Source organism: Pantoea sp. NGS-ED-1003 (genome assembly GCF_000738765.1).
Lineage (GTDB): Bacteria > Pseudomonadota > Gammaproteobacteria > Enterobacterales > Enterobacteriaceae > Pantoea > Pantoea septica.
The window spans coordinates 1-23400 of the sequence record NZ_JPQA01000009.1; the positions used below are offsets into that span (position 1 = coordinate 1).

A 23400-nucleotide genomic window follows, 5' to 3' on the forward strand; every position below is an offset into this window, starting at 1 on the left:
GTGCTTTTGCCGTTACGCACCACCCCGTCAGTAGCTGAACAGGAGGGACAGCTGATAGAAACAGAAGCCACTGGAGCACCTCAAAAACACCATCATACACTAAATCAGTAAGTTGGCAGCATCACCCCAAATTCAATCATATCACAGGTTAACTGTTCAATCTGCTTTGTTGCATTACCATATCCATAACCTCCTATGCCACACCAAGTGTTAAATAGACATTACTTTGTGTCAATCGACTCACCTTACACGATCACTACTCCACTAGCCGCTGAGCCAGTAACAGAGGTCACTGCGCGCGCATGCCCCAAGGAAGTACGCCAGCCCGCTCTGTGCCAGAAGCGGACTTTGCGCTAGCGGTTTCTTTTAGTCAGTCGGAAGCGATTTAAACTTTTATTTCCCCCTCACTTTATTTAACGTGTGCGCTTAGAAAAGACTTGTAACATCCCGAATAGTTACTTTTTATATGAAGTATTATTCTTGAAGTTATATATGGCAACGCGCTTAAAGAGGAAAAATGGATAAGTATGCGGAACGACTTACAGGATTTATGCGGGCTGTAGGCTGTATGAATGATACGGCAAACCGCGTGTCTGACTATTTTGTGATTAAACTTGAGGAAAGCGACAGTTTGCTGACGTCCTTAGGGATGTATCATTCGTCTGTCACAGATAAGTTTCCGGCAGCATACTGGCATCCACGACTTAGAGCATGTTCTCAAAAAATATTTATGGAAACAGTGGCATCATGGTTCTTTGAGCATACGGATACCCAGCTTCTGCCTTCATCGCTCAAGCAAAACCTCCTCACCAATTTTATAGATGATCTCAATGAAATGACCGGTGCTCCCCTGTTCTTTAGCCTCATCACCAGCCCACCAGTGTGGTATGGCTCCCTGCACGAAGAGTTTGTCATTGAGTCACAATATGGCAATTACCTCGTTCATTTCAGTTGTCACTGAGCCCTTTGTCACAATCCAAAGTCAGCAAAGCTTCCCTGAACAACTTCTACCCCGGTTAGGGAAATCAAGCTGAGGGCTTCCCACGCAAGCATGCTGATTACGGCTAGCCGGTCCGGATACCCGTCTGGGATCGCCTCCTGCTTTTCAGCGAGATCATCTGCCGAGCCTGCTCCGTGAGCGAAGGCGTCTGAATGAGCTGTGTCACTTTGGCCATGAGGAGCTTCTTTTCGACTTGATTAGCGCCTTCAGGTGCGCCACGTGATTCAGGGCCTTCTCGTTGCTGGCCGGCACGTAAAACTTTTCCAGTTGCACTCGCGGTGCCGGGATTTGCTCACCAGACCGGATGCGCACGGCCATTTTACCCAGCTCGCTGCGACACTTCACGCGCAGTTCCTGCTCCGTAAGTCCCTGCGCCCTCATTGTGCTGTACAGGCCAGTGACCATCCAGTAATCCGCGTTAGTCTTCCAGGGATATTTTTCAGGAGTTTCATACAGGCCCCGTCGGGCGCAGTATTTCATCACCATGTCGTAGAGCTCGTCTTCATCCGGCAAGCCGACAGCACTGTAATCGTCTCGTTTGCACCACTGGATAAACTCACCCGGTGAGGGCCAGAACGGCGAGCCGCTGGCGCGAGCGCGTTTCATCCCCGCCGACAGCTGCTGCTTCGAGGTGATGCCGTTCTCCACAAACGCCGTAATCCACTGCCGTTTCGCCGCAGCTTCGTCACACGGATCTTTCAGGGCCGTGCTGACTGACGCAGGGAACAGCTGCCTGAGGTTGCTGAACAGAACATCCACTAGCTGTTCAACGGCTTTGTGCACGCCCCGCTCTGCTGCTCGAGATGCGCATCCGGCAACGTATGGACGCGCGCTTGAATCCCGGTTGTTTGTGGCTGAGAAGGAATTGTTCACAGGAAATTGTTCTCCCACTCACTCAGGTCGTTCCAGTGAGGAGCTGGCGGACTCGCCAGCCCGGCTCCGCGGAGTACGCCCTGTTTGTTCTGGTAGCTGAGTTTCTGGCTGGCTGTGATAAACCAGCTTTTCGGCCGCTCATGTGAAAACTCGATGTCGAGTTTCTGCAGTTCGTAAATCAGATCGACATTCGCATAAAGTTTCTGCCACGACTCGAAATCATCGTGGTTAAGCTTCACAACATTGCCCTCAAAAGCGTAACGAGATAATCCCGTTTTCGTCACGCACGTCGCGTCAGCGGCGGGTGTTATGTTTTTAGATTCTATGACTGGTTCAAAAGAGTGACTGGTTCTGGGGGCAGTTCCTGCCCCACCCCCTGGGACAACTCCTGCCCCACCTTCGGTCAGCTCCTGACCCACCCCGGTTATGATTTGCCCTACCTCCTCGGTCAGATCCTGCCCTAGGTCATTATTTGCCCCACTACTCTCTGTACTGCTTTGGGTTAATTTATCGAATGTGAGGTGGAAGAGATTCGATTGATTGAGGTCTCCATTTTTACGGTACTCACGTCGTACTAGCCCCATTTCCTCCAGAGCTCTGATATGGGATTTGACTGTGGACCGCCCGATCTCGCACTGGTCAGCAATATGCTGATAGGAAGGCCAGCACTCGCCTTTATCATTGGCATTATCTGCAAGCTTGAGCAGCACCAGCTTTCGGATGGGATTTCCTACTTTGATGCTCATAGCCTGAGTCATGAGTGTCATGCTCATAACAGCTCCGTTTAAAAGCCGTGCTTTGAATTTCCTCGACTAGGCACGTGAACCAAAAACCAGACTTTCTTTAGTTACCGGCTTCCTTGAGGTGAATTCAGCTGAGGCCTTCTCAATCTGAACGGCTTTTGAGGGAGAGGCCTTTCTGAAACCGTAAGCCAGCTGATCCAGATAGCCTACGGTCGTCATTGCCTTACCAGCTAATAGCGCCCACTCTTCCTTGCTAGCATCTTTGCGCCAACGTAAAAGTTCATTATTCATCCGCTATCCTCCTCTACCTTAAACCGCCACAACTTTATCAATTAGATAAATTACAAGCAACCGAATTTATCTTTTTGAACATTTATCATGAAGATAAATCATGTGAGAATTTAAAGATGGAAAACAAAGAGATCAGAAAGGTCAACCTGTCAAAGCTTCTAAATGAACATTTGCAGCAAACCGATGCGACTAAGGCTGGCTTTGCAGAGCTGTGTGGACTGAACCCCGCCCAACTCAGCCAGGTATTAGGCAATGAGGCATTTAGAAATATTGGTGACAGGCTTGCCCGTCGAATTGAAAGTTCACTAAAGCTTCCTACGGGATGGCTGGATAGCATTCATTCTGACAATATCCCGGAAGATGAGGTTGAGATTGTAGGAGCACCAGCCAAAGGTTTTGTACGAGTGATAGGAGAGGCTTTACTGGGCACAGATGGCTCGGTGGATATGATGGAGCTTCACGCCGGCTGGTTATGCATATGTAGTAAGGACCTGGAAGCTTTTGGGCTGAAAGTGAAAGGCGATAGCATGTGGCCAAGGATTCAATCAGGTGAATTCGTCGTAATAGAACCCAACACTCCTGTCCAGGTCGGAGATGAAGTTTTCGTAAGGACCAAAGACGGGCGTAACATGATAAAAATTTTCAATAAAACTCGAGATGGGTCTTATCTTTTTACAAGTGTAAATAGCCAGCATCATCCAATCACGCTGGCTCCAGACGAGGTTGAAAAAATCCAGTATGTTGCAGCAATACTAAAGCATACGCGTTTCCTCGAACACCTCGATAAAGCCAGTTAATTGCACTCACTCCCCTTCATAAGCTCCCTTTTCTCGAAACCTTCTCATGCAGGTTTCGAGCTAAACCAAACATTTCTAAATCAAAAAGATAAATCACAACTTGGTGAATTTATCATTTTGATATTGACTAGAATTTATCATGAAGATAAAGTCTTTTTAAGCAGAGGTATTAAATCAACCTGCATGACCTTGGCTCTTTAACAACGAGTGGGAAGCTCTACGGCAGGTGCCGAGAACGCACCGAACCTCAGGTTACTGAGTGCATTGTTGCGACTGTGCAGCCAGTAACTTAACGGGGGATGTATGGCAAATATCAGCTATGGCAGATCTGTTAAACCTGTGGTGAAAGATAACGCCAGAACACGCCGGCATATGCGCCGCATGGTTGAGGCGATTGAGTGCCGCAAGATTGAAGAGATTCTGGCTTCTGAGCTGGGATGGGAACCACCAGCACGGGGTACTGAACTCAGCCGGGCGGAAAACCATTGCAGGCGAGTAGCAAGCGATCGCGTCCGTAAGGCAGTGGAGACAGAAACGGAGTATCACAAACAGATTATGAAAGGTGGTTCGTCTTATAGGGAATACCGTTCGAAGCCGCAACACCAGCGCATCGGTAATGAAGCTGGACGCACAATCCATGTGAAACAGAGGCGTATTCATACACCAATACCATTGGTTTGAATAAAAAAGATATTCTCATTTGAATAGCATAACGCATAAAAATCATTGAAGATGGTAAGATCATGCATTTTCCACCACCTTCAAATTAAAAAAGGAGCCGCTAGGTTATATAAGACGCAATTTTGGATAATTCCCTTTTATTATATTCAAATATTTTTTTAGTTATACTTACATCAATAACCATTGCAACTCCTACAGACGCAAGATAAAGCAAAGCCGGGAGAATAACTGAAATTAGCAAGATAGTAAAAAAGTAGTTCTTAGAATTGAGATCTTTTAACTTTTCCATCTTTTCAGGAATTAGCATGTAATCGCAAACACTTTCCTTTGTAGATTTCTTTATACTTTTTATCTTATTAAGCTCACTTATATCTTTACAGATATCTGGGGTAATACTCCAGGTTTGTGCACCTTGAGGGTTTTGAGCTTTCCCAGGTCGAATCCATATTGTATCTTGACTTGATTGCATGGTCACCTCCATGCTATTCAGAGGGAGCTTGCTGAATAAATGCGCAATCCATATAAATGATAGTAAGAAAAAAATGGCAATAGCTATTCCCCCTTTGACTTGAGAAGAGAGTTGCTTGGCTGTCCTTGGCTTAATATTTTTCTTGTATTTACAGTAACTAAACCTGATTAGAGGAGCGCTAATCCCAAGCTCATCTACAAGAAAATTTTCTTCGGGATACACTTTATGCACCCAGTTCCAAAAGGCTTTAATAGTGCTTGCCAACCATTTAAGCATTAAGCCACCCAGAGCTGTTGCCAGAAAAGTGTTTAATTTATCTATTTCCAAAACATCCTCCAATATGTAATGACCTTCAACATATCTATCAGAGCGCAAACACCGTAGCAATTATTAACCAATTATGCAGTTTCATTTCGACATAGTAATTCCCCTTTATACCCATGGTTAATAGGAGGATACCATCTCGCCTGATGCGGTTAAAAGCAGGCATACGCACCGTCCACTGAGGCGGTTTTTTTACGTCTAAATCCGGAGGAACACCATGCCTAAAAACTCTCCCTCACAAGTCCTGACTCAAAAAGAAATGCAGCGCCTCGCCCTTGTTCATTTACAGGCGTATGTGGGTGCCTGCCACTGTCAGAGCCGCAGCGATGTACTTCTGGCGCTGACGCACTGGCAGAACGTGGGCGATGAGGTCGCTGATTTCATCAGAACGACACGCATCGTCGTCGTCAATGAACATGGCGCCTATGAGTTTTGAGACGCCGTTGCGCTAACCCCGCCCGACAGGGCATTCATCTGACCAGGAGGTCACCATGCAAAACCGCGAAGTTGCCGAAAAAGTTATCGAGACCCTTTTCGATGTGACTGAAAAACTGTATGCGTCAGTCGACATGACTCATACCTGCTCTCAGGAAGGAAAAATCAGCAAAGAAGAGGCCGATGCTTATCGCACCACCGTATTGAACTCACTGGATGAACTGCTTCAGGCCGTCATCGGCCCGATTTACGAGACGCATCCAGATTTACGCCCTACCTGCTGCTGTTGCGGCGAGTCCCCGGAACACAAGGAAGGCCCGCAGCAGTGAACATTTTACTGACAACCCTGAACCTAACCGCCCGCTGTGGCGGTTTTTTTATGCCTGAAGGAGGCCCGGTATGGTTATTCAGATCCAGGATGGCCGGTACACCTTTACCGCCAGCGTATTAAACCGAAGCCGGCAGTTTGTCAGCTTCAGAGAAGGCATTGTCTGGGTGTTTGTGCAGAAGCTCGCCGCTGCCTGCGCCGCTGAGATGAGGCAGCCATGATGTCCAAGCCTCATGCACCCGACAGGATAACCCGGCGCGCACAACAGCAGATCAGACAGTGGCGCGCAGGGCATATTCACGCGAGACGAACCTACCGTGACGGGTACCTGACACTGCGCGTTACGCCGCACTGGCGCCTGCTTTCACGAGACAACGGTCGGCACTGGGAGCTGCTCAGCCATGCCGACTACAACAACCAGATTTAACCCCCCAGCCTGACAGAGGAACATTTCCCATGATGCAGTCACACATCAGGGGCGATGCCGCTTTTGCTCGCCCTTTTAACGCCATCCGCGACATCGAGTTTGCACCGGAAAATATCGTCACCGGCGCCAGCTTTTCATCCCAGCCGCCGCCAGCCCTTCCACCCCAGCCACCGCTGCCGCTGTTACAGATTGCCTTTGACCATGTTGTCGAAATTTTGCTTCAGGAGGGACAGCCATGATCTGTTTCCCCCGCACAGGGCGACGCCAGGAGCAGCGGGACGCTGAGGCTGCAGAGGATGAAATGGAGGCGCTGCGGGAGGAGCTTGCATCGCTTTTTCCCGAAAAGCTCCATCAGTTTGCCTCCCCTTACCTGCCGTCAGGCATTGTCTGCACGCTTTACAGCAAAGATGCTGAGGAGGCTTACGCCCGGCTGGTGGATAGCCTGATCAATGCTGAGCTGAACGCCATCCGCCATCTGAAAGCCATGAGATGGATGCCCTGACATGCCGCCTGCTCACGCCGGCCGAAGCGTTCAGGGCCGGCGTGGGTGATACAGAAAGGAGAAGAAAATGAAATCCCCTGCTTACGCCCAGCGCGTCAGTCAGTATTCCCTTATTGCTTCTGACGCAGCGCGGGTTGAAAGAGACGGTAACTACGCGCTTGCCGCAAAAATGTGGAAAAAAGCGGCCGGTTGCGCCTGCCGGGCAGTCAATCAGAACTGGGCAGAAAAACGCGCCGGTTTCTGTCAGACAAAGGATGAACGGTTCCTGGCGGTTGCTTCAGGACGCGACGAGACTTCTCGTGCAAAAGAAGACGGCGATGAACGGCATCCCTGATGCAGGTACCCCCATTCATCCTGGATGACGACACCACGTTACCGGTTTTGCCGGCCGCACCGGGCATACTCACCCGCCTGGCCGGCAGCCCGTAAGTCATTTCCCTCTCCCTGCGCGACGACCGACTGCTGGTCAGAAGCAGACGCTTTCTTACGTCAGCCTCGTCCTGCGCCCGTCCCTGCGCAGGGATCTGATTTCATTTGCCCGGAACCCTTAATGAAGAACCATTCTGACCATCCCGGAAAGCGCCCGGTATTACGGGCGCTTGTCTGGATTTTTACGATTTCTGCGATCGCACGCCGGACTGACAGCAGGCTCGCTTGCCCTGTCCGCCCTGGTGATCGTTGTGGCTTATCTTGCCGGTATTGCCGGCTAACGCATATTCAGGAGACACCATGAAAATCATCTGTCAGCAGGACAGTAAACAGGCCTCTCTGATCCTGACGGCCTCTCTGTTCTGCCTCCCGCGCCTGGTCCGGGTGGTCAGTGCCGCACTCAGCGTTGTGCCCGGTGCGGTGGTGGAAACGACGGGGATATTCCGTCTGCGCACGACGATTACGGGCCCGGCCTCCTTCATGAACGAGGCGCTGGCGGCAGCCCTCTCTGTGCTGCATTCCTCTTCACGATATACCGCATCCCGCTGAAGAAGAGAGTCAACGCCAGGCTCAGCCAGCATCTGAAGATGTTTACGGCTGCGCCTGGCCGATCATGAACAGCCTGAGCAGGCTTAATCCCAGGAGAAAAATAATGGAACTTCGTGATGATTCACTTATTGACATGAAATTCATGGTGCGCGACTCTGGCTTTACCGATCGCTACTTCTACAAACAAATCCAGCAGGGCAAGCTGCCACCGCCCCGAAAATTTGGCCGCTCTTCCCGGTGGGAATATAAAGAATATCAGCTCTGGAAGCAGTCATTTACCCGGAAATGACACGCGTCAGCAAGCCCGTTTTTTGTGGGCATAAATGCGGGCACAACATAATCCCCTCTCATAAAACCCCTTATTTATCATATTAGTTAGGAGAGAGTGTGATTCCTTCTTTCGCCATTGCATCCATATTGGGGGTAACGGCGTCGCTGTTAATAAAGCCCATAGCGTCATAGCGCTGATCGTCCACGAGAATATAGACGATATTAGGTTTTTCCTGCGCCCCCCAGGCATATGTCGCCGTGGTTGTCGCGGCCAGACAGGACATGCCGATCAGTGCAGCCAGTAAATTACGCTTCATTTTCTTCTCCTGTTTTCCCAGAAAAAACGTCTCTTCAGAAAAAGATGACATTCGCAGAAATACCGAATTTCCACTGGTCATCTTTATTATCTGCAAAGGCGACATTATCGAGCTGGTTGTCCAGCGCTTTTAGCCAGGTAGCATAAAAGCGAATTTCAGGCAGCAGCCCGAAGCTGCTTTTTTCAAAGCGGATCGTATGAAAGAGCGTTGTTTTAACGCCCGACTCGCTTAACGTCTTACCGAATTGCTTGCTCTTCTGATTGAAATATCCCAGTTCGACGCCGGTCTGGTTATTATTTTCCCAGATATAGGCGGGACGAAGGGCCGAGCGAAAAAAGGTCAGGTCCGAATGCGGCGCAAAGGTTTCGGCATCGACGATATCGCTGGCTTTTCCCAGCGCGATGGCATGAACAACGCCGAAATGATCGCCGATAAGATTCTCGCCTTGCGTCACGGCCCGATAGAGAAGGCCGCCGCTCTGCTCGCCAAAGTAGTTGTCGCTGTGACCGAGGTAGGGATTGGCGCCGTGCAGTCGGCTCATATTGGTGGCCATACCGTTGCTGGCTACCTGCAAAACCAGCTCGTTGAAGCCGCTATCCGCCCCGGCTTTCCTGATCGCCGCGCCCGCCATAAAGGCATCTTTTAGCGTGAAGAACTCGCCCGCCGCCGCGCGTTTTTTCTGGCTGTCAGAAGCGTTTGCCATCGCGTAATCGCCCAGCAGGTCCAGCGTGATATCGGGCGTCAGCCTGATATCGTGGTAACGCATCTGGACGGTATTGGTGGCGACCGAAGTACTGCCGCTCAGGTCGGTTTTAAACACCTTGTAGTCGTTGCGCCCGATCGCGAGATCGAGCGCGCCCGGCCCCATGCGCAAATTCTGGATGCCTGCGCCGCCGCCCTCTGCGGTGTAGGCGTACTTCCAGTCGAACATCAGGATTTCTTTCGCCGGAAGCTGATTGCGCCCTACCCAGAAAGTGGCTTCAGGATGGCCGGGTATCAGCCCTTTGGTTTCCAGATACATTTTGCCGAAAGAGATATCGTTGCCGTCGGACCTGGCGAAGTTGTTATTGCTGCTGTCGAGGTCGATAGAGCCGTCCAGCAGCACCACCGCCTTCATAGCGACGCCATCTTTGTTGTAAAAGCGCTGGGATAAAATAAGATCGTACCAGCCGTAAAACTCATTGCCGTAGCGACCTAAAGCGCCCTGTGCCCAGTTGGGCCTTTCAAAGCTGATACCGGAGGCGCTCACGCCTTTGCCCAGCGTAACGGTGGCGTTGGTGGTGCCTTTCGCGGCGCTCTCCCAGCCGCCGCGGAAATAGCCTGCGAAATTGAAATCTTTGAGCTTGTCATTATCTGCTTCCAGCTTAGCCAGCCGCTCCTCAACGGCCTCGTAGTCCTGAAGCGCGGTGCTATTCGCCTCGGCGAGAAAAGGAAAAATAGCAAAAAGTGATAACGATAAAACCAGCCGTTTATGATGCATTTTTGTTTTCCCCAGGATATGAAAATAAAAAAACCCGGGCGAGATATTCTTTTCAAATATCTCGCCCGGGTTTTGCCCGCATGATGCTGTCACAATCCCGTATCACTCACTGAGGCCGCTTTACTTTTTTGTATTAGATGAATCGATGATTATTCACTTCTGGCCGCCAGCGATAACCCGACAACGTAGTCGCGTGGTCTTTTATTAAAATCTTTATCCAAAAATAAAAAAAACCGATCCGCAACTTACGCCGAAGATCAGGTTTTGCCTGCCCAAACAGTGACAATCCTGTTTTGAACAAAAGCACATTATCATCGCTACTGCCATTTGCAAGCGGCTTAATTAACAGCATTTAAAATTTGTGAGCGGATTAACGAAGAATTTGAAAACCATTATTTAACTTACAATAATAAACGCGTTGTTAACTATTATCGCAAGATTATTAATGCCGATATTTATTAATAGAACCGCTAACAGGCGACAAATAAAATCGTTTGTATCTCTCGGGAATTTCCGGCGCTTTGACGCTTTGCTTATCACCCTCGGGTATCGATTTAGCCGGCCGCCACCTTATGCGCCGCGCTGGCCGTTGCGGTAAGCCGAAGGCGAAACGCCATGGATCTGCCTGAAACGATTGCTGAAATGACTGGGCGAATGGAACCCACAGCTGAGAGCAATGGTAGTCAGCGAAAGCGAGGCGTCCGCCAGCATCTGTTGCGCTCGCTGCATGCGACGCCGCATGACGTACTGGTGCGGCGCTTCGCCCATCGAATGGCGAAACATGCGCGCGAAGTGAAACTCGCTTAGCGACGCTTCATGACTGAGCTGCGCCAGCGTCAGCGGCCGATCGAGATGCGCGTCGATAAAGGCGAGCAGTCGACGCAGCACCGCAGGCGCCAGGCCGCCGCGCGTCTGAGGCGCGCGCCAGCGCACGTCGCTGTAGCGCTGCAGCAGGTGGGTCAGCAGCAGGGTCGAAGCGCTGCTCAGCATCAGCTGATTCGCGGGCTGCTGCCAGTCGCAGCTGAGCAGAAAATGGCGATAGAGCTGGGTAATGCGATCGTCGCTGGCGAAGACTTTCTCGTGCAGCTGAAGGTGCGCCGGACTGCGATCCCACGTCTCTTCCGCCAGCTGGCGCAGATGCGCTTCGGAGCAGTAGAGATGAACAAACGAGAGATCGGAACGCAGATCCCAGGTGGATTCAACGCCGGCGGGCATCAGGCAGAAGCGATCCGGCCCGCCGCCGTTACGCCAGCCGTTCGGGGTTTTGTGCCAGGTATCGTAGCCGTCGGCGATATAGAGGCTGAGGGTGTGATGGTTGCTGAGATTGGTCACCCGATCGCCGCTGTTGAACCAGTGCGCCAGCTGCGTGCCGTCGCTAAGCCGGGCGTGGTGACGCAGCTGGGCTTTATGACGTTGCAGCATATCGAAAGTCTGGTAAGTCGGGGCATTCACGGGCGTTCTCCTGCTAACAGGCTTCCAGTGTATGAAGAGCCGCCTGAAGAGAACAGTCTTATCCGACGCGACGGATAAAAAAGCGCAAGAATTTGCAAGTGCGCCGCAAGCGGTTGCAAGCCGCCTGCCGCTTTTCCGGTAATACTGCGGCCTGACTTGAAGGAGGCATGCAATGAATCTCGCTTTATACCTTTCCGTGGTGCTGATCTGGGGCACTACCTGGATCGCCATTTACGCCCAACAGGCGGCGAGCGGCGGCAGCGTCGGCGCGGCGGTGTTCTGGCGCTTTATCGTGGCGTCGCTGGTGATGCTGGCGGCGCTCAGGGCAATTAAGCGCCTGCGAGCGCTAACGACGCGCGATCACCTCTTTTGCCTGCTGCAGGGCTGCTGCGTCTTCGGCTTTAATTTTCTCTGCTTTTATCACGCGGCTGCCTGGATCAACAGCGGGCTAGAGTCGGTGATCTTTTCGATGGCGGTGCTCTACAACGCGCTCAACGGCTGGCTCTTCTTCCGGCAGCGCCCTTCCCTGCGGCTGCTGCCGGCCGCCGCACTCGGCGCCGGCGGAATGGTGGCCCTTTTCTGGCGCGATCTGCACGGCAGCGAAGCTTCTGTCCAGCTGTTATGGGGTATTGGGCTGAGCGCGCTGGGCACGCTGGGGTTTTCGCTGGGCAATATGATCAGCCTGCGCCATCAGCGCCTGCAGCGCGATGTGCTGACGACCAACAGCTATGCGATGCTCTACGGCGCGCTGGCGATGGCGCTGGTCACGCTGCTGCAGGGCGAATCGCTCCAGCCTGTCTGGAACCGGCAGTGGCTGGGCGCGGTGGCGTATCTGGCGATTTTTGGCTCGGTGATTGGCTTCGGTGCCTACTTCACGCTGGTTGGCCGCATCGGTGCCAGCCAGGCTGCTTACAGCACGCTGCTGTTTCCGCTGGTGGCATTAGGGCTGTCGACGCTTTATGAAGGATATCACTGGCATGCGGAAGGCTTTATGGGATTAACGATGATTCTGGCAGGCAACCTGGTGATGTTTGCGCGTTTACCAGGCGGGCGCAGGCGCGTGCCGCAATAAAGCAAAGAGCGGGCATAACGCCCGCCCCGCTGAGCGTCATGCCCGGCGCTGCACAGGGGTAAGCCGATGAGGTCGGTTAATCGCCTTGCGCGCTATCCAGTAGAGCAGCACGCGCTCATCGTCATTGTCCTGGTCGGCCATGGAGAGCAGTTTCAATGCCAGTGTGGATTTGGTCACAGGCTGCTGCTCATCGCTGAGTTCAATCACTGCCTGACCGATGATGCAGCGGACTTCGTCCTCACAACTAAGGGATTCATATGCTCGGTCTTTCATATTTCCTCCTGTAAAGTGAGCTTTAAGCCTGGCAAATATTCTGCCGCTTTGCTTGCGAAAGCGCCTCAGAGACATATCTGGTTACGTCAGGTAACCAATCATTATCAGATTGCTGAGTTGTTCATACTTTAGCGAAGCGGATTTGCTGCCGTTCATACCCTGACAGCGGCATTTCATGACGCGTTTCATCCCGTTCATGCTTTTTCTCGTCGCGCGCGCGTAGCCCCGTTTTAATCTGGCGTTAGTGTCCAGATCCCCGGACGGGAGAGAAAATTATGAATCAGACAATGTCATCATCCTACCAACGCACCCGCTGGCTTACCCTGGTCGGCACGGTCATTACCCAGTTTGCGCTGGGTTCGGTCTATACCTGGAGCCTGTTTAACGGGCAGCTGGCGTCAAAACTCGACGCGACGGTAAGCCAGGTCGCCTTCTCGTTCGGGCTGCTGAGCCTTGGGCTGGCGGTCGCCTCGTCGCTGGCGGGCAAGCTGCAGGAGCGATTCGGCGTACGGCGCGTCGCTATCGGCGCGGGTCTGCTGATGGCGGCCGGCTTCTGGCTGACAGCCCATGCCGACAATCTGATGATGCTCTATCTCAGCGCTGGCGTGATGGTCGGGCTGGCGGACGGCGCGGGTTATCTGATGACCCTGTCGAACTGCGTGAAGTGGTTCCCCGAGCGCAAGGGCGTGATCTCCGCCTGCGCCATCGGCGCGTACGGCCTCGGCAGCCTGGGATTTAAATTTATCTGCGGCGCGCTGCTGGGCGCGGTCGGCCTGGAACAGACCTTTATTATCTGGGGCCTGGCGGCGATGGGGATGATTATTCTCGGCGCGCTGCTGATGCGCGATGCGCCGGTTCAGCGCGCGGCGGGTCAAAGCGCGGAACAGGCGCGCGACTATACGCTGGCGCAGGCGGTGCGTCTGCCGCAGTACTGGATGCTGGCGCTGATGTTTTTGACCGCCTGCATGAGCGGACTCTATGTGATCGGCGTGGCGAAAGATATCGGCGAAGGCCTTGTGCATCTCAGCGCGCAAACCGCTGCCAATGCGGTGACGGTGATCGCCATCGCCAACCTGAGCGGTCGTCTGGTGCTCGGCGTGCTCTCCGACAAGATGGCGCGTATTCGGGTGATTTCACTGGCGCAGATCATTTCGCTGGCGGGCATGAGTATTTTGCTGTTTACCCGCATGAATGAGACCACTTTTTTTGTTTCGCTCGCCTGCGTCGCCTTCAGCTTCGGCGGCACCATTACCGTCTTCCCGTCGCTGGTCAGCGATTTCTTCGGCCTCAATAACCTGACGAAAAACTACGGGCTGCTTTATCTGGGCTTCGGCATCGGCAGCGTGCTCGGCTCGCTGATCGCCTCACTGTTCGGCGGCTTTACCGTTACCTTCAGCCTGATTATGACGCTGCTGGTGATGTCGCTGCTGCTGTCGCTAATGATTCGCCTGCCTCAGCGCGAGCCGCTGGCAGAGCAGATGCTGCAGCGGAGCTGAGCAGCAGCGCGGGCGCCATGGCGCCCGCGCCTTTATGCGTTAAGTGATGACCTGCGCGTTATCCCGGAAACAGCGGCTCCGCAATACCCGCTACCTCTACCTCTACCGCCAGAATATCCCCTGACTGCGGATAGCGCGCCAGCTCCTCTTCGGTGCGATCCTCGCGCGAGCTAGTGATATAGAGCGTTTTCAGGTCGGGGCCGCCAAAGGCGACCATGGTCGGCCAGCGCACCGGCAGCGCAATCTCATCAACAATTTGCGCGCTGACGGGATCGATACGCACGATACGTCCGCCGTCGAACTGCGCCGACCAGTAAAAGCCTTCGCTGTCGACCGCCGCGCCGTCCGGCAAGCCGCCTGCGGCGTCGAACTGGCGGAAGATCTCCCGCACGCCCGGCTCGCCGTTCGCATCGAGCGGATAGCGATAGAGCACTTCGTTCGGCGTATCGCTGTGGTACATCCAGCGGCGATCGGGCGAAAAGGCGACGCCGTTGGATATCTTGATGTCGCGCGCTTTCACCTCCAGCTCCAGCGACGGCGTTACGCGGCACAGCAGCGCGCCGTTCTTATCCTGCGGCTCCCACAGGCTGCCGCACCAGAAATTGCCCCAGGGATCGACGCGCCCGTCGTTAAAGCGGCTTTTCGCCGCCTCGCCTGGGTTATCGGCAATTTTACGCTGCGGTCTGCCCTGCTCATCCAGCAGCCAGACGCCGCTGCGCAGCGCCGCAATCACTCCGCCCTGCTCGCGCAGGCCGATACAGCCGACCTCTTCCTGCTGCGGAAAGCTCTCCAGCACGCCGCTGCGCGGATCGAAGCGGTGAATGGCAGGCGCCAGGATATCCACGCACCACAGCACCTGTTCGCGCGCCGACCAGGTGGGGCACTCGGCCAGCTCCGCCTGCAACGCCAGTACATTTTTTACTTCAGGCTTCATCATCGCTCCTTTTTATTTCGCATCAGCATACTTTAGTCTGAATTCGCTCCAGCGGGTAAAAACGCCGCGCTTGCTTTTCAGAATTATCTTGCCGATAATCGTTTTTATTCAGCCGGTTCCGATAGGCTTATTAAATCCCTCTCTACTCAGACCTGGCTCTGAAATATCCCGTAATATCTCTCTAAATAACTCTACATTCACTGCATCATCACTCCACTATTCCGGCGTAATGTCGTACCTATCGGAAAAGAGGAGAACTTTCTGTGAAAAAAATCGTTAAAGTTGCCACCGTTTTTGCCGTTATCTCTATGCTGAGCGGGTGCATTATCGACAGAGGTCATGGCGGCGGCTGGCATCACGGCGGCGGGCATGGCTGGCATCATCACCGCTAAGGGCAAAGATTTCACACAGCATAAGATAATAAAATAAAAAAAGGGCGGGATATTACCCGCTCATTTTACTATTTAACTCGATTAGCTTTTCAGCGCGTAGTTACACTGAAACCAGCTGGTTTTCAGCCCAGGAATATGACTCTCCTGCGGGGTTAGCGCTTCCACCTTATCAAATCCTTTCTTGCCGCAATAATCCGCCAGATCCAGCTCCATCGCATCTCGATTTAATTTCTGCGGATCGTAACGGTACTGCACCGTATTTGCGCTCGGATCTTCATCTACGCGTTCAAAGCCCCCGGGTTTGCTGACGCTACAGCCGGTCAGCAATAACAGCGCCGTCGCGCCGACGATAATTGATTTCATTTTTTCTTTCTTCCTCTCGTTGCTGCGGCAGTTTAAGCCGCAGCGCTGGCGCCGGCTATCGGAAAACTGCCCAACCTGACGCCACAAATGTAAGTTTTCACCGATTAAAGTGATATTACCAAACGGTTATCTCTATCGCTAAAAGGGTGAGAAGATGCCCTCAGACAAAACAGCGTCTGCACCACACCAGGTTATGCCCAAGAAGACATTCAGATTGGTTTTAAGCCCGCGCTAAGCGGGCTTTTTTTCGCCTGTCAGCCAGAGAGAGCCACCATTCTACGCAACAGGTTCGCAGCGTGTTTGTCCGGCAATGCGAGGATGGCGCTGTAGAGATCGACAGACATCGCGCACATAGAGGAGCGATCGACCGCGGTGTCGGCAGGCATATTGAGCTGCTGCAGCTTGTCGCCCCACTTCTTATAGAGCGTCGCCACGATGCGCTGCAGATCCTGCTGCGCCTGTGGCTGATCCACCGGCAAATCGGCGCCGCGACTCGACAGCAAGAGCTGTTCCATCGCCGCCGCGTCCTGTGCGTTAAGCGCCGGCGACAGCGTTTTCACCAGATTCACCCCGCCGCTCACCTGCGGATAAAGAAAGCGGAAGCAGAGTTGCGGATCGCGCTGGCCCAGCGCCTGCATCGCATTGACCGAGGCGCGGATATAGTTGACCACGGCCGCATCCGGCGCGCGCATCAGCCGCTGATTAATCAGGTCGGCCAGCCAGCCGCGCAGCTCGCCTGTCGCCTGCTGCGGCGTTTCGCCGAGACGCAGCTTGAGCTGCAGCTCCTGCACCAGCAGTTGCCACAGTGCCGGCTCCTGCGTTTGCAGCACGCGGTAGCCTGGCGTTTGCGCCAGATAGTCGATCGCCGCCTGCTGCTGCGCGGCGCGCTGCTGCTGCGGCTTCAGCCAGCTGAACCAGAGCAGGTTCGCCAGCAGCAGCGGCAGCAGGAAGAGTACGACGCCCTGCCAGGCGCGCAGCCGGGTGGTTTTAATCAGAACAATGATGATAAGCGCCAGCAGCGCGAAGGCGGCCAGCGTGACGATCCACAGCGAGGTCATGCGAAGTTGCTCAATCCTTACGAACGTCGATTAATACCGGGCAGTGGGCGCGCTCGATCACCGCCGCGCTCACCGAGCCCTTTAGCAGGCGGTTAAAAGAGGAGAGATGACGCCGCCCCATAATGATCATCTGCGCGTTAAGCTGGTGCGACTGAGCGACGATAGTATCCGCCGCTTCGCCCGCGACGATCAGCCCGCGCGCGTCAACTCCGGCGCGCAGCAGCGGCGCCAGCGCGTGACGCACCACCAGCTCGGCGGTGTTCTGCTCATCCTGCGCCATGGCGAAATCTTCCGGATCTTCGCCGGCGGTAATATCAATCGGCTGGTTGCAGGAGGAGTACGCGGGATCGACACAGCAGAGCACCACAACCTGCGCCTTGTGCGCCAGCGCTTCCTCTATCGCCGTGGCGATCACCTTCTGGGCAACCGGCGAATTATCAACAGCCATCAGCAGTGTTTTCATCAGAGTTTATCCTTCAACAGCGGCAGTTTTGCCGATTTCGCGTATCAGCGCCTCTTTGCATCTGAGCATCTCTTCGCGATATGCCGCTTCGTTTTTCTGAAAACGCGACGTGGGCACCAGCAGAGAGACAGAGAAACGGCCGAACAGCGTATCCAGCGCCACCGCCATGGTGGAGATACCTTCAAGGGTTTCGCCGCGATCGTAGGAGATGCCGGTTTTACGCACCTCATGAATCAGCGCCATCAGCTGCGGCAGCGTTTTGACGGTTTTGTCCGTTAGCTCGCGGTAGGCTTCGCCCACCATCAGGCGCACGTCGTCATCGCACTCCAGCGCCAGCAGCGCGCGGCCGCCGGAAGTGCTGTAGAGCGGCAGGTTCAGCCCCATGCGCGGCACCACGCGCAGTTCGCGCGACGCCACCACGTGGTGAATGATAGTCAGCTGCGTGCCGCTGGCGCGCGACAGCGAAACCGTTTCATTGGTCGCCGCGCAGAGCGCTTCCAGCTTGGGTCGCACCAGATCGACGACGTCGGTATGCACGCTGGAGATCAGTTTCAGCAGCGCCGGACCAAGCCGCAACCCGCCTGCGCCGCTGCTGCGCACCAGCTGGGCGTTATCGAGCGCGGCGACGATGCGCTGCACCGTAGAGCGCGGCAGATCCACCGCCTGCGCGATTTCGCCCAGGCTCATGCCGCCGGGGTGCTCTCCCAGCGCGTTAAGAATTTTTGCCGCGCGGGCGATCACCTGGATACCGCCCGATTTTTCATCCTCGCGACTGGATGGAAGTTTTGCCATGAGTCGTCCTTTTCAGCTGCCCTACTCTACCGCGAAAAAGGCACGATTTACAGCATGTACCACATTGCAATACAGCATATCGAAATGTAAAATCGCAGCCTGTATCACATCGCAATACACTGCATCATAATAATGAGAAACCTGCTATGAACGCTCAGCCTGCTGCTGCGCCGACGCCGCACCCCTTTACGCTTCGCCTGGCGCTGGGCCTGGTCGGCGTGCTTATCGCCGCCTTGACCTCAGGCCTTAACGACCGCGTCACCGATATCGCGCTGGCGGATATTCGCGCCGCCATCGGCGTCAGCTACGACCAGGGCAGCTGGATCGTCTCGGCCTATCAGGCCGCCGAAGTGGCGGCGATGATGATTGCGCCCTGGTTTGCCGTTACCTTCTCGCTGCGCCGCTTTTCGCTAACGGTATCGACCGGCTTTATGCTGTGCGGCATTCTGCTGCCGCTGGCGCCTTCGCCCGGCTGCTTTATCGCCCTGCGCGTGCTGCAGGGGCTGTTCGGCGGCGCGCTGCCGCCGATGCTGATGACAGTGGCGCTGCGCTTTCTGCCGCCGCCGCTTAAGCTCTACGGGCTGGGCGGCTATGCGCTCACGGCCACCTTCGGCCCCAATATGGCCGCCTCGCTGGCGGCGTTCTGGACGGACGACGTCAGCTGGATGTTTGTCTTCTGGCAGGTAGTGCCGCTGATGCTGCTCGCCATGCTGCTGTTCGGCTGGGGCCTGCCGCAGGATCCGCTGCGCCTCGAGCGCTTTAAGCAGATTGACCTGTTCGGCATGCTCACCGGATGCAGCGGCATGGCGCTGCTGGTGCTGGCCCTCACCCAGGGCGAACGGCTGGACTGGTTCGAGTCGCCGCTGATCGCCGCCATGCTGCTGGCCGCCGCCCCGCTGTTGCTGGTGTTTCTGATCAACGAATGGTTTCACCCGCTGCCGCTGTTTCGGCTGCAGATGCTGTCGCGCCGCAATCTGACGCACGGCCTGCTGGCGCTGGCGACCGTGCTGATCCTCTCGCTCTCCGGCTCGGCGCTGCCCTCCGCCTACTTTGGTCAGGTAGAGGGCTTCCGCACCCTGCAGTTCGCGCCGCTGGCGTTAACCGTCGGCCTGCCGCAGCTGCTGATCGCGCCGCTGATCGCCGCGCTGCTGAATATCCGCTGGATCGACTGCCGCTGGGTGCTGGCAGCGGGCGTCGCGCTGCTGATTACCGCCTGCCTGCTCAGCGCGCAGATCACCAGCGACTGGGCGCGCCAGAACTTCTGGACGCTGCAAATGTTGCAGGCGTTCGGGCAGCCGATGGTGATCCTGCCGATTCTGATGAGCGCCACCAGCGTGGTGGCGCCGCCGGAAGGCCCCTTCGCCTCGGCGATGTTTAATACCGTGCGCGGCTTCTCCAGCGTCGCGGCCTCGGTGCTGGTGGAGGTTTTCCTTAGCCACCGCGAGAAGGTCCACTCCAACATTTTGCTGGACCAGGCCGCCAGCCGTCCCTGGCTGATGAGCGCGCCGAGCAGCGCCGACGCCAGCGCCAGCCATCCGCTGCTAATGGACGGCAGCGTCAGCAGCAGCGAGAACCTGAGCGGCTTCGCCACGCTGGTACGCCATCAGGCCACCGTGCTCGGTCTGAGCGACAGCTGGCTGCTGCTGATCGCCTTCGCCGTGCTGCTATTACTGCTGACGGCCTGGCTGCCTAAGCGCGTCTGGCCGCCGCAAACCCTGATTCAACCTGCCTCTTCGACATCGAGAAAATAAGATTATGCGTGCTTTAGTAATGAGAAAAACCGTGCTGCTGAGCCTGTTGTTGCTGGTTCTGCTGGCCATCGCGTTTTTTATCTGGTCTACCCTGACCGGCAACGATCACCGCACCAACGACGCTTACGTCAACGCCGACTACACGCTGGTGGCGCCGAAAGTGTCAGGCTATATCGCCGAGGTGAAGGTGCAGGATAACCAGCAGGTGAAAGCGGGCGACGTGCTGGCGACGCTGGACGATCGCGATTATCGCGTGGCGCTCGAGAGCGCCGAGGCGGATCTGCAGGTCAGCGAGGCGAAACTGCTCAGCAGCCAGGCGCAGCTGGAGCAGCAGCAGTCGGCCATCGAGCAGTCAAAAGCGACCCTGGCGGCCAGCCAGGCGACCGCGCAGTATGCCGGTCAGAACGCCGATCGCTATAACCGCCTGTATAAAAGCGGCATTATCGCCGCCGACGACCAGCAGAAGGCCAGCTCGACCCAGCGCTCCGCCGCGGCGACGGTGCGTCAGAGCCAGGCGGCGGTGGCTTCCGCGATGAAAGAGACAGGCGTACTGCAGGCGGCGGTGCGTCAGGCGCGGGCGGACGTGGCGGCCGCGCAGGCGAGCGTGGATCAGGCGCGTTTGAACCTCTCCTATACGCGCATCGTCGCGCCGGTAGATGGCATGGTGGGCCAGCGCGCGGCGCGCGTCGGCGCCTACGTTTCCGCCGGGACGCGGCTGCTGGCGGTGGTGCCGCTGCAGCAGACCTATATCACGGCGAACTTCCTGGAGACGCAGCTCAGCGATGTGCGCCAGGGACAGCGGGTGCAGATCGCCATTGATGCGCTACCGGGCAAGCATTTCACCGGCCATGTCGACAGCATCGCGCCCGCGACCGGCGCGACCTTCTCGGCAATTTCGCCCGATAATGCGACAGGTAACTATACTAAGGTCGTCCAGCGCCTTCCGGTTAAAATCGTGCTGGATACGGACCAGCCCGACCTGTCGCAGCTGCGGGTTGGTATGTCGGCGATCCCGGAGATTGAAGTAGAGTAAAAACGTGATGAATCTCTCACACTGGTGCTATTTATTTTAGGATCAATTACGCGTAAATTAGCGTTCGATCCTGTTCTGAGTTACTCGGAACGACCTGAGAAAATGCCTGAGGCGATGATGACCTGATGCGTTTTTCTCATTCTGTTCGCGTTGCGCTGGCCTGGGATCGCTATCGTCGTAACCGCTCAGAGGAGTTGTTTGTGAAATACGCCTTGATGGGAATCTCTTTCTTTGCGCTGCTTTGGCTCGGCACATTCGTGCTGATGCTGTAGCGCCAGCCAGGGGGCGACAGTGCTGTCGCCCCGCTTTGCTTTACTCTGCTTCTTCTACCGCTTTTACGCTGCCCGGCAAAATGCCGTCCGCGCGAAACATCGCCTTAATGCCCCGCACCGCCTGCCGAATGCGATCGCTGTTTTCTATCAGCGCGAAACGCACATGGGTATCGCCATAGTCGCCGAAGCCGACGCCCGGCGACACGCACACCTTCGCCTCCTGCAGCAGCTTTTTGGCGAACTCCAGCGAGCCGAGCGCGGCGTAGCGATCGGGAATTTTCGCCCAGACATACATTGAGGCTTTGGGGTTATCCACCATCCAGCCCGCCTCATGCAGCCCTTTGACCAGCACGTCGCGGCGACGCTTGTACTGCTCGGCGATGTCGCGCACGCACTGCTGATCGCCCTCCAGCGCGGCGATGGCCGCCACCTGCAGCGGCGTAAAGGTGCCATAGTCGTGATAGCTTTTGATGCGCGCCAGCGCGGCGACCAGCTCTTTGTTGCCCACCATAAAACCGATGCGCCAGCCCGCCATATTGTAGCTTTTTGACAGCGTGAAAAACTCTACCGCCACGTCGCGCGCGCCGGGCACCTGCATAATCGAAGGCGCTTTCCAGCCGTCGTAGACGATATCGGCGTAGGCGAGATCGTGCACCACCAGCACGTTATACTGTTTCGCCAGCGCGATAACCCGTTCGAAAAAGTCCAGCTCGACGCACTGCGCAGTGGGGTTCGACGGAAAGCCGAGGATCATCATTTTCGGCTTCGGATAGCTTTCGCGGATCGCCCGCTCCAGCTCGGCGAAGAAATCGACGCCCGCCACCAGCGGCACCGAACGCACCTGCGCGCCGGCGATCACCGCGCCGTAGATATGAATGGGATAGCTGGGATTCGGCACTAGCACGGTATCGCCGTGATCGAGCGTCGCCAGCATCAGGTGCGCCAGCCCCTCTTTCGATCCGATAGTGACAATAGCTTCGGATTCAGGATCGATCTCTACCTGATAGCGCTCGGCGTACCAGCGCGAAATGGCGCGGCGCAGGCGGGGAATGCCGCGCGAGGTTGAGTAGCCGTGCGTGTCTTCACGCTGCGCCACCTGGCAAAGTTTTTCCACGATATGCGGCGGCGTAGGGCCGTCAGGATTCCCCATCGAGAGGTCGATGATATCTTCGCCGCGCCGACGCGCAGCCATCTTCAACTCAGCGGTAATGTTAAATACATAGGGGGGAAGGCGATCGATACGCGAGAAACGACGGGGTGTGCTGTTGTCAGCCATAATGTCCTCTTGAATACGTAAGCGCCCGGACCGTCCGAGCGACGCAGGTCACAACCGTGACCGAAAAAAGACCTTAACGCGGCGATCGCGCGCTTGTCGAGAGGAGAATAAAATTTTTTTAATCTGCGGGATTCAGGCGGCCAAACACCCAATCGTTCACCCATTCGCCGTTTAGCAGATAATTATCCCGCAAGGTCCCCTCAAGCACATAGCCATTCTTCTCCAGAATACGCCGCGACGCCACATTTCCTTCTACCACCATCGCCTTGAGCTTATGGAAACCCGCTTTCAGCAGAAAGTCGCTCAGTCCGGCCAGCGCTTCGCTGCCGTACCCCTGGCCGCAGAACCGGTGCAGCAGCATATAGCCGACCTCCGCCTGACGATAAGGCTGCCATTCCGGGCTGCAGCCGAACAGGCCGATCGGCTCGCCGCTGTCGCGCAGGCGCGCCACCACGCAGAGCATATGAAAACTGCTGACCTGCCAGGGCGCGAGGCGTTCGTTGAAGCGCTGGCGCAAATCCGCCTCGTCAGGAATTTCGCTGACCCAGGTCATGGTGGCCACGTCTTCATGCACGGCACGGAACAGCAGCCAGTCTTCGGGCTTAAGGGTGGTGAGGGTAAGACGCGGCGTGATTAACTGCATGAAATTACTCCCGGTGCAGATAGCCATAACGGCTGTCTGAATAAAAAAACACTATCGGCTCACCGCCAGCGGCGAATGAAAAACCTTCCCTGTTTTACGACTCAGGTTTCCCCTTTTTACCATTTCAGCCATGAAAATTGATCCACAACATGAAGGAAGCGCTCACTCTTTTTGCACACTGGCGCATCGCGATCACATTTTTTATCATAGGCCTC

32 protein-coding genes are annotated in these 23400 nt (G+C 55.4%); 16 read left to right on the forward strand and 16 right to left on the reverse strand.

Annotation, left to right across the window (positions count from 1 at the left end):
* Positions 1 to 71, reverse strand: a 71-nt coding sequence (locus JS46_RS23555) for an IS1 family transposase (protein WP_001568368.1), incomplete at its 3' end; no start/stop codon positions are given.
* 446 nt (positions 72 to 517) lie between these two features.
* Between JS46_RS23555 and JS46_RS17295 the strand changes: the two genes are divergently transcribed.
* Positions 518 to 961 (forward strand): hypothetical protein, encoded by a 444-nt coding sequence (locus JS46_RS17295; RefSeq protein ID WP_033753570.1) that lies wholly within the window; start codon positions 518 to 520, stop codon positions 959 to 961.
* Between the two features lie 201 nt (positions 962 to 1162).
* On the opposite strand, the gene JS46_RS17300 is transcribed toward JS46_RS17295, so the two are convergent.
* The 3 genes from JS46_RS17300 to JS46_RS17310 form a co-directional block, all read right to left on the reverse strand.
* Positions 1163 to 1783: a replication protein P gene (locus JS46_RS17300; RefSeq protein ID WP_235213015.1), complete on the reverse strand. Its 621-nt coding sequence runs from the start codon at positions 1781 to 1783 to the stop codon at positions 1163 to 1165.
* 86 nt (positions 1784 to 1869) lie between these two features.
* Positions 1870 to 2646: a helix-turn-helix domain-containing protein gene (locus JS46_RS23085; protein ID WP_051905643.1), complete on the reverse strand. Its 777-nt coding sequence runs from the start codon at positions 2644 to 2646 to the stop codon at positions 1870 to 1872.
* Positions 2647 to 2685: 39 nt separating this feature from the next.
* A complete protein-coding gene (locus JS46_RS17310) occupies positions 2686 to 2907 on the reverse strand; it encodes a hypothetical protein (protein ID WP_033753576.1) in 222 nt (73 codons plus the stop codon).
* Positions 2908 to 3023: 116 nt separating this feature from the next.
* Here JS46_RS17310 and JS46_RS17315 point away from each other — a divergent pair, with 116 nt between their 5' ends.
* Complete coding sequence (locus tag JS46_RS17315) at positions 3024 to 3704, forward strand: S24 family peptidase (protein WP_033753579.1); 681 nt, start codon at positions 3024 to 3026, stop codon at positions 3702 to 3704.
* Positions 3705 to 4007: 303 nt separating this feature from the next.
* Positions 4008 to 4385: a hypothetical protein gene (locus JS46_RS24225; protein WP_152560713.1), complete on the forward strand. Its 378-nt coding sequence runs from the start codon at positions 4008 to 4010 to the stop codon at positions 4383 to 4385.
* Between the two features lie 100 nt (positions 4386 to 4485).
* On the opposite strand, the gene JS46_RS17320 is transcribed toward JS46_RS24225, so the two are convergent.
* Positions 4486 to 5181, reverse strand: coding sequence for a hypothetical protein (locus JS46_RS17320; protein ID WP_033753582.1), 696 nt, complete (start codon positions 5179 to 5181; stop codon positions 4486 to 4488).
* 214 nt (positions 5182 to 5395) lie between these two features.
* On the opposite strand from JS46_RS17320, the gene JS46_RS17325 reads away from it, so the two are divergent.
* The 7 genes from JS46_RS17325 to JS46_RS17355 all read left to right on the forward strand — a co-directional run bounded on the left by JS46_RS17325 (position 5396) and on the right by JS46_RS17355 (position 8137).
* Positions 5396 to 5614, forward strand: coding sequence for a hypothetical protein (locus JS46_RS17325; RefSeq protein WP_033753585.1), 219 nt, complete (start codon positions 5396 to 5398; stop codon positions 5612 to 5614).
* Positions 5615 to 5669: 55 nt separating this feature from the next.
* Entirely contained in the window at positions 5670 to 5942 is a 273-nt protein-coding gene (locus JS46_RS17330; protein WP_033753587.1) for a hypothetical protein, read from the forward strand.
* Between the two features lie 455 nt (positions 5943 to 6397).
* Positions 6398 to 6607 carry a hypothetical protein gene (locus JS46_RS23090; RefSeq protein WP_051905644.1) on the forward strand — a complete coding sequence of 70 codons (210 nt, stop codon included), beginning with the start codon at positions 6398 to 6400 and terminating at the stop codon, positions 6605 to 6607.
* On the forward strand, positions 6604 to 6870 hold the full coding sequence (locus JS46_RS17340) for a hypothetical protein (protein WP_051905645.1): 267 nt from the start codon (positions 6604 to 6606) through the stop codon (positions 6868 to 6870). The genes JS46_RS23090 and JS46_RS17340 overlap by 4 nt, the downstream gene beginning before the upstream one ends.
* 67 nt (positions 6871 to 6937) lie before the next feature.
* Positions 6938 to 7204 (forward strand): ANR family transcriptional regulator, encoded by a 267-nt coding sequence (locus JS46_RS17345; protein WP_033753593.1) that lies wholly within the window; start codon positions 6938 to 6940, stop codon positions 7202 to 7204.
* 395 nt (positions 7205 to 7599) lie between these two features.
* The gene (locus tag JS46_RS17350) at positions 7600 to 7848 is read left to right on the forward strand and encodes a hypothetical protein (RefSeq protein ID WP_033753596.1); all 249 of its coding nucleotides are present in this window, start codon (positions 7600 to 7602) and stop codon (positions 7846 to 7848) included.
* Positions 7849 to 7951: 103 nt separating this feature from the next.
* On the forward strand, positions 7952 to 8137 hold the full coding sequence (locus JS46_RS17355; protein WP_033753599.1) for an AlpA family transcriptional regulator: 186 nt from the start codon (positions 7952 to 7954) through the stop codon (positions 8135 to 8137).
* Between the two features lie 82 nt (positions 8138 to 8219).
* On the opposite strand, the gene JS46_RS17360 is transcribed toward JS46_RS17355, so the two are convergent.
* The 3 genes from JS46_RS17360 to JS46_RS17370 all read right to left on the reverse strand — a co-directional run bounded on the left by JS46_RS17360 (position 8220) and on the right by JS46_RS17370 (position 11337).
* The gene (locus tag JS46_RS17360) at positions 8220 to 8435 is read right to left on the reverse strand and encodes a sulfatase-like hydrolase/transferase (RefSeq protein ID WP_033753602.1); all 216 of its coding nucleotides are present in this window, start codon (positions 8433 to 8435) and stop codon (positions 8220 to 8222) included.
* Between the two features lie 34 nt (positions 8436 to 8469).
* A complete protein-coding gene (locus JS46_RS17365) occupies positions 8470 to 9915 on the reverse strand; it encodes a carbohydrate porin (RefSeq protein WP_051905646.1) in 1446 nt (481 codons plus the stop codon).
* A gap of 570 nt (positions 9916 to 10485) precedes the next feature.
* Positions 10486 to 11337, reverse strand: a complete 852-nt coding sequence (locus tag JS46_RS17370) for a helix-turn-helix domain-containing protein (protein WP_033754149.1) — start codon at positions 11335 to 11337, stop codon at positions 10486 to 10488.
* A gap of 202 nt (positions 11338 to 11539) precedes the next feature.
* Between JS46_RS17370 and JS46_RS17375 the strand changes: the two genes are divergently transcribed.
* On the forward strand, positions 11540 to 12439 hold the full coding sequence (locus JS46_RS17375; protein WP_033753604.1) for a DMT family transporter: 900 nt from the start codon (positions 11540 to 11542) through the stop codon (positions 12437 to 12439).
* Between the two features lie 36 nt (positions 12440 to 12475).
* On the opposite strand, the gene JS46_RS17380 is transcribed toward JS46_RS17375, so the two are convergent.
* Entirely contained in the window at positions 12476 to 12712 is a 237-nt protein-coding gene (locus tag JS46_RS17380) for a hypothetical protein (protein ID WP_033753607.1), read from the reverse strand.
* Between the two features lie 275 nt (positions 12713 to 12987).
* On the opposite strand from JS46_RS17380, the gene JS46_RS17385 reads away from it, so the two are divergent.
* Positions 12988 to 14208 (forward strand): MFS transporter, encoded by a 1221-nt coding sequence (locus JS46_RS17385; protein WP_033753610.1) that lies wholly within the window; start codon positions 12988 to 12990, stop codon positions 14206 to 14208.
* Positions 14209 to 14266: 58 nt separating this feature from the next.
* Here JS46_RS17385 and JS46_RS17390 read toward each other — a convergent pair whose 3' ends face one another.
* Entirely contained in the window at positions 14267 to 15142 is an 876-nt protein-coding gene (locus tag JS46_RS17390) for an SMP-30/gluconolactonase/LRE family protein (RefSeq protein WP_033753612.1), read from the reverse strand.
* A gap of 263 nt (positions 15143 to 15405) precedes the next feature.
* On the opposite strand from JS46_RS17390, the gene JS46_RS24755 reads away from it, so the two are divergent.
* Positions 15406 to 15534: a hypothetical protein gene (locus JS46_RS24755; protein ID WP_255351578.1), complete on the forward strand. Its 129-nt coding sequence runs from the start codon at positions 15406 to 15408 to the stop codon at positions 15532 to 15534.
* Between the two features lie 81 nt (positions 15535 to 15615).
* Here the strand turns inward: JS46_RS24755 and JS46_RS17395 are convergent, their stop codons facing one another.
* From JS46_RS17395 to JS46_RS17410, 4 genes are all read right to left on the reverse strand, one after another.
* Entirely contained in the window at positions 15616 to 15897 is a 282-nt protein-coding gene (locus tag JS46_RS17395; RefSeq protein ID WP_033753614.1) for a membrane lipoprotein lipid attachment site-containing protein, read from the reverse strand.
* A gap of 254 nt (positions 15898 to 16151) precedes the next feature.
* Complete coding sequence (locus JS46_RS17400) at positions 16152 to 16955, reverse strand: hypothetical protein (protein WP_033753617.1); 804 nt, start codon at positions 16953 to 16955, stop codon at positions 16152 to 16154.
* 10 nt (positions 16956 to 16965) lie between these two features.
* Positions 16966 to 17418, reverse strand: a complete 453-nt coding sequence (locus tag JS46_RS17405) for a universal stress protein (RefSeq protein WP_033753620.1) — start codon at positions 17416 to 17418, stop codon at positions 16966 to 16968.
* Positions 17419 to 17424: 6 nt separating this feature from the next.
* A complete protein-coding gene (locus tag JS46_RS17410) occupies positions 17425 to 18210 on the reverse strand; it encodes an IclR family transcriptional regulator (RefSeq protein WP_033753624.1) in 786 nt (261 codons plus the stop codon).
* Between the two features lie 146 nt (positions 18211 to 18356).
* Between JS46_RS17410 and JS46_RS17415 the strand changes: the two genes are divergently transcribed.
* From JS46_RS17415 to ypdK, 3 genes are all read left to right on the forward strand, one after another.
* Positions 18357 to 19961, forward strand: a complete 1605-nt coding sequence (locus tag JS46_RS17415; protein ID WP_033753627.1) for an MFS transporter — start codon at positions 18357 to 18359, stop codon at positions 19959 to 19961.
* Between the two features lie 4 nt (positions 19962 to 19965).
* On the forward strand, positions 19966 to 20994 hold the full coding sequence (locus tag JS46_RS17420) for an HlyD family secretion protein (RefSeq protein WP_033753631.1): 1029 nt from the start codon (positions 19966 to 19968) through the stop codon (positions 20992 to 20994).
* Between the two features lie 200 nt (positions 20995 to 21194).
* On the forward strand, positions 21195 to 21266 hold the full coding sequence (gene ypdK / locus JS46_RS24230) for a membrane protein YpdK (RefSeq protein WP_102990980.1): 72 nt from the start codon (positions 21195 to 21197) through the stop codon (positions 21264 to 21266).
* Positions 21267 to 21306: 40 nt separating this feature from the next.
* Here ypdK and alaC read toward each other — a convergent pair whose 3' ends face one another.
* Positions 21307 to 22542: an alanine transaminase gene (alaC, locus tag JS46_RS17425; protein ID WP_033753634.1), complete on the reverse strand. Its 1236-nt coding sequence runs from the start codon at positions 22540 to 22542 to the stop codon at positions 21307 to 21309.
* Positions 22543 to 22660: 118 nt separating this feature from the next.
* Positions 22661 to 23185, reverse strand: a complete 525-nt coding sequence (locus tag JS46_RS17430) for a GNAT family N-acetyltransferase (protein ID WP_033753636.1) — start codon at positions 23183 to 23185, stop codon at positions 22661 to 22663.
* Positions 23186 to 23400: the final 215 nt, after the last annotated feature.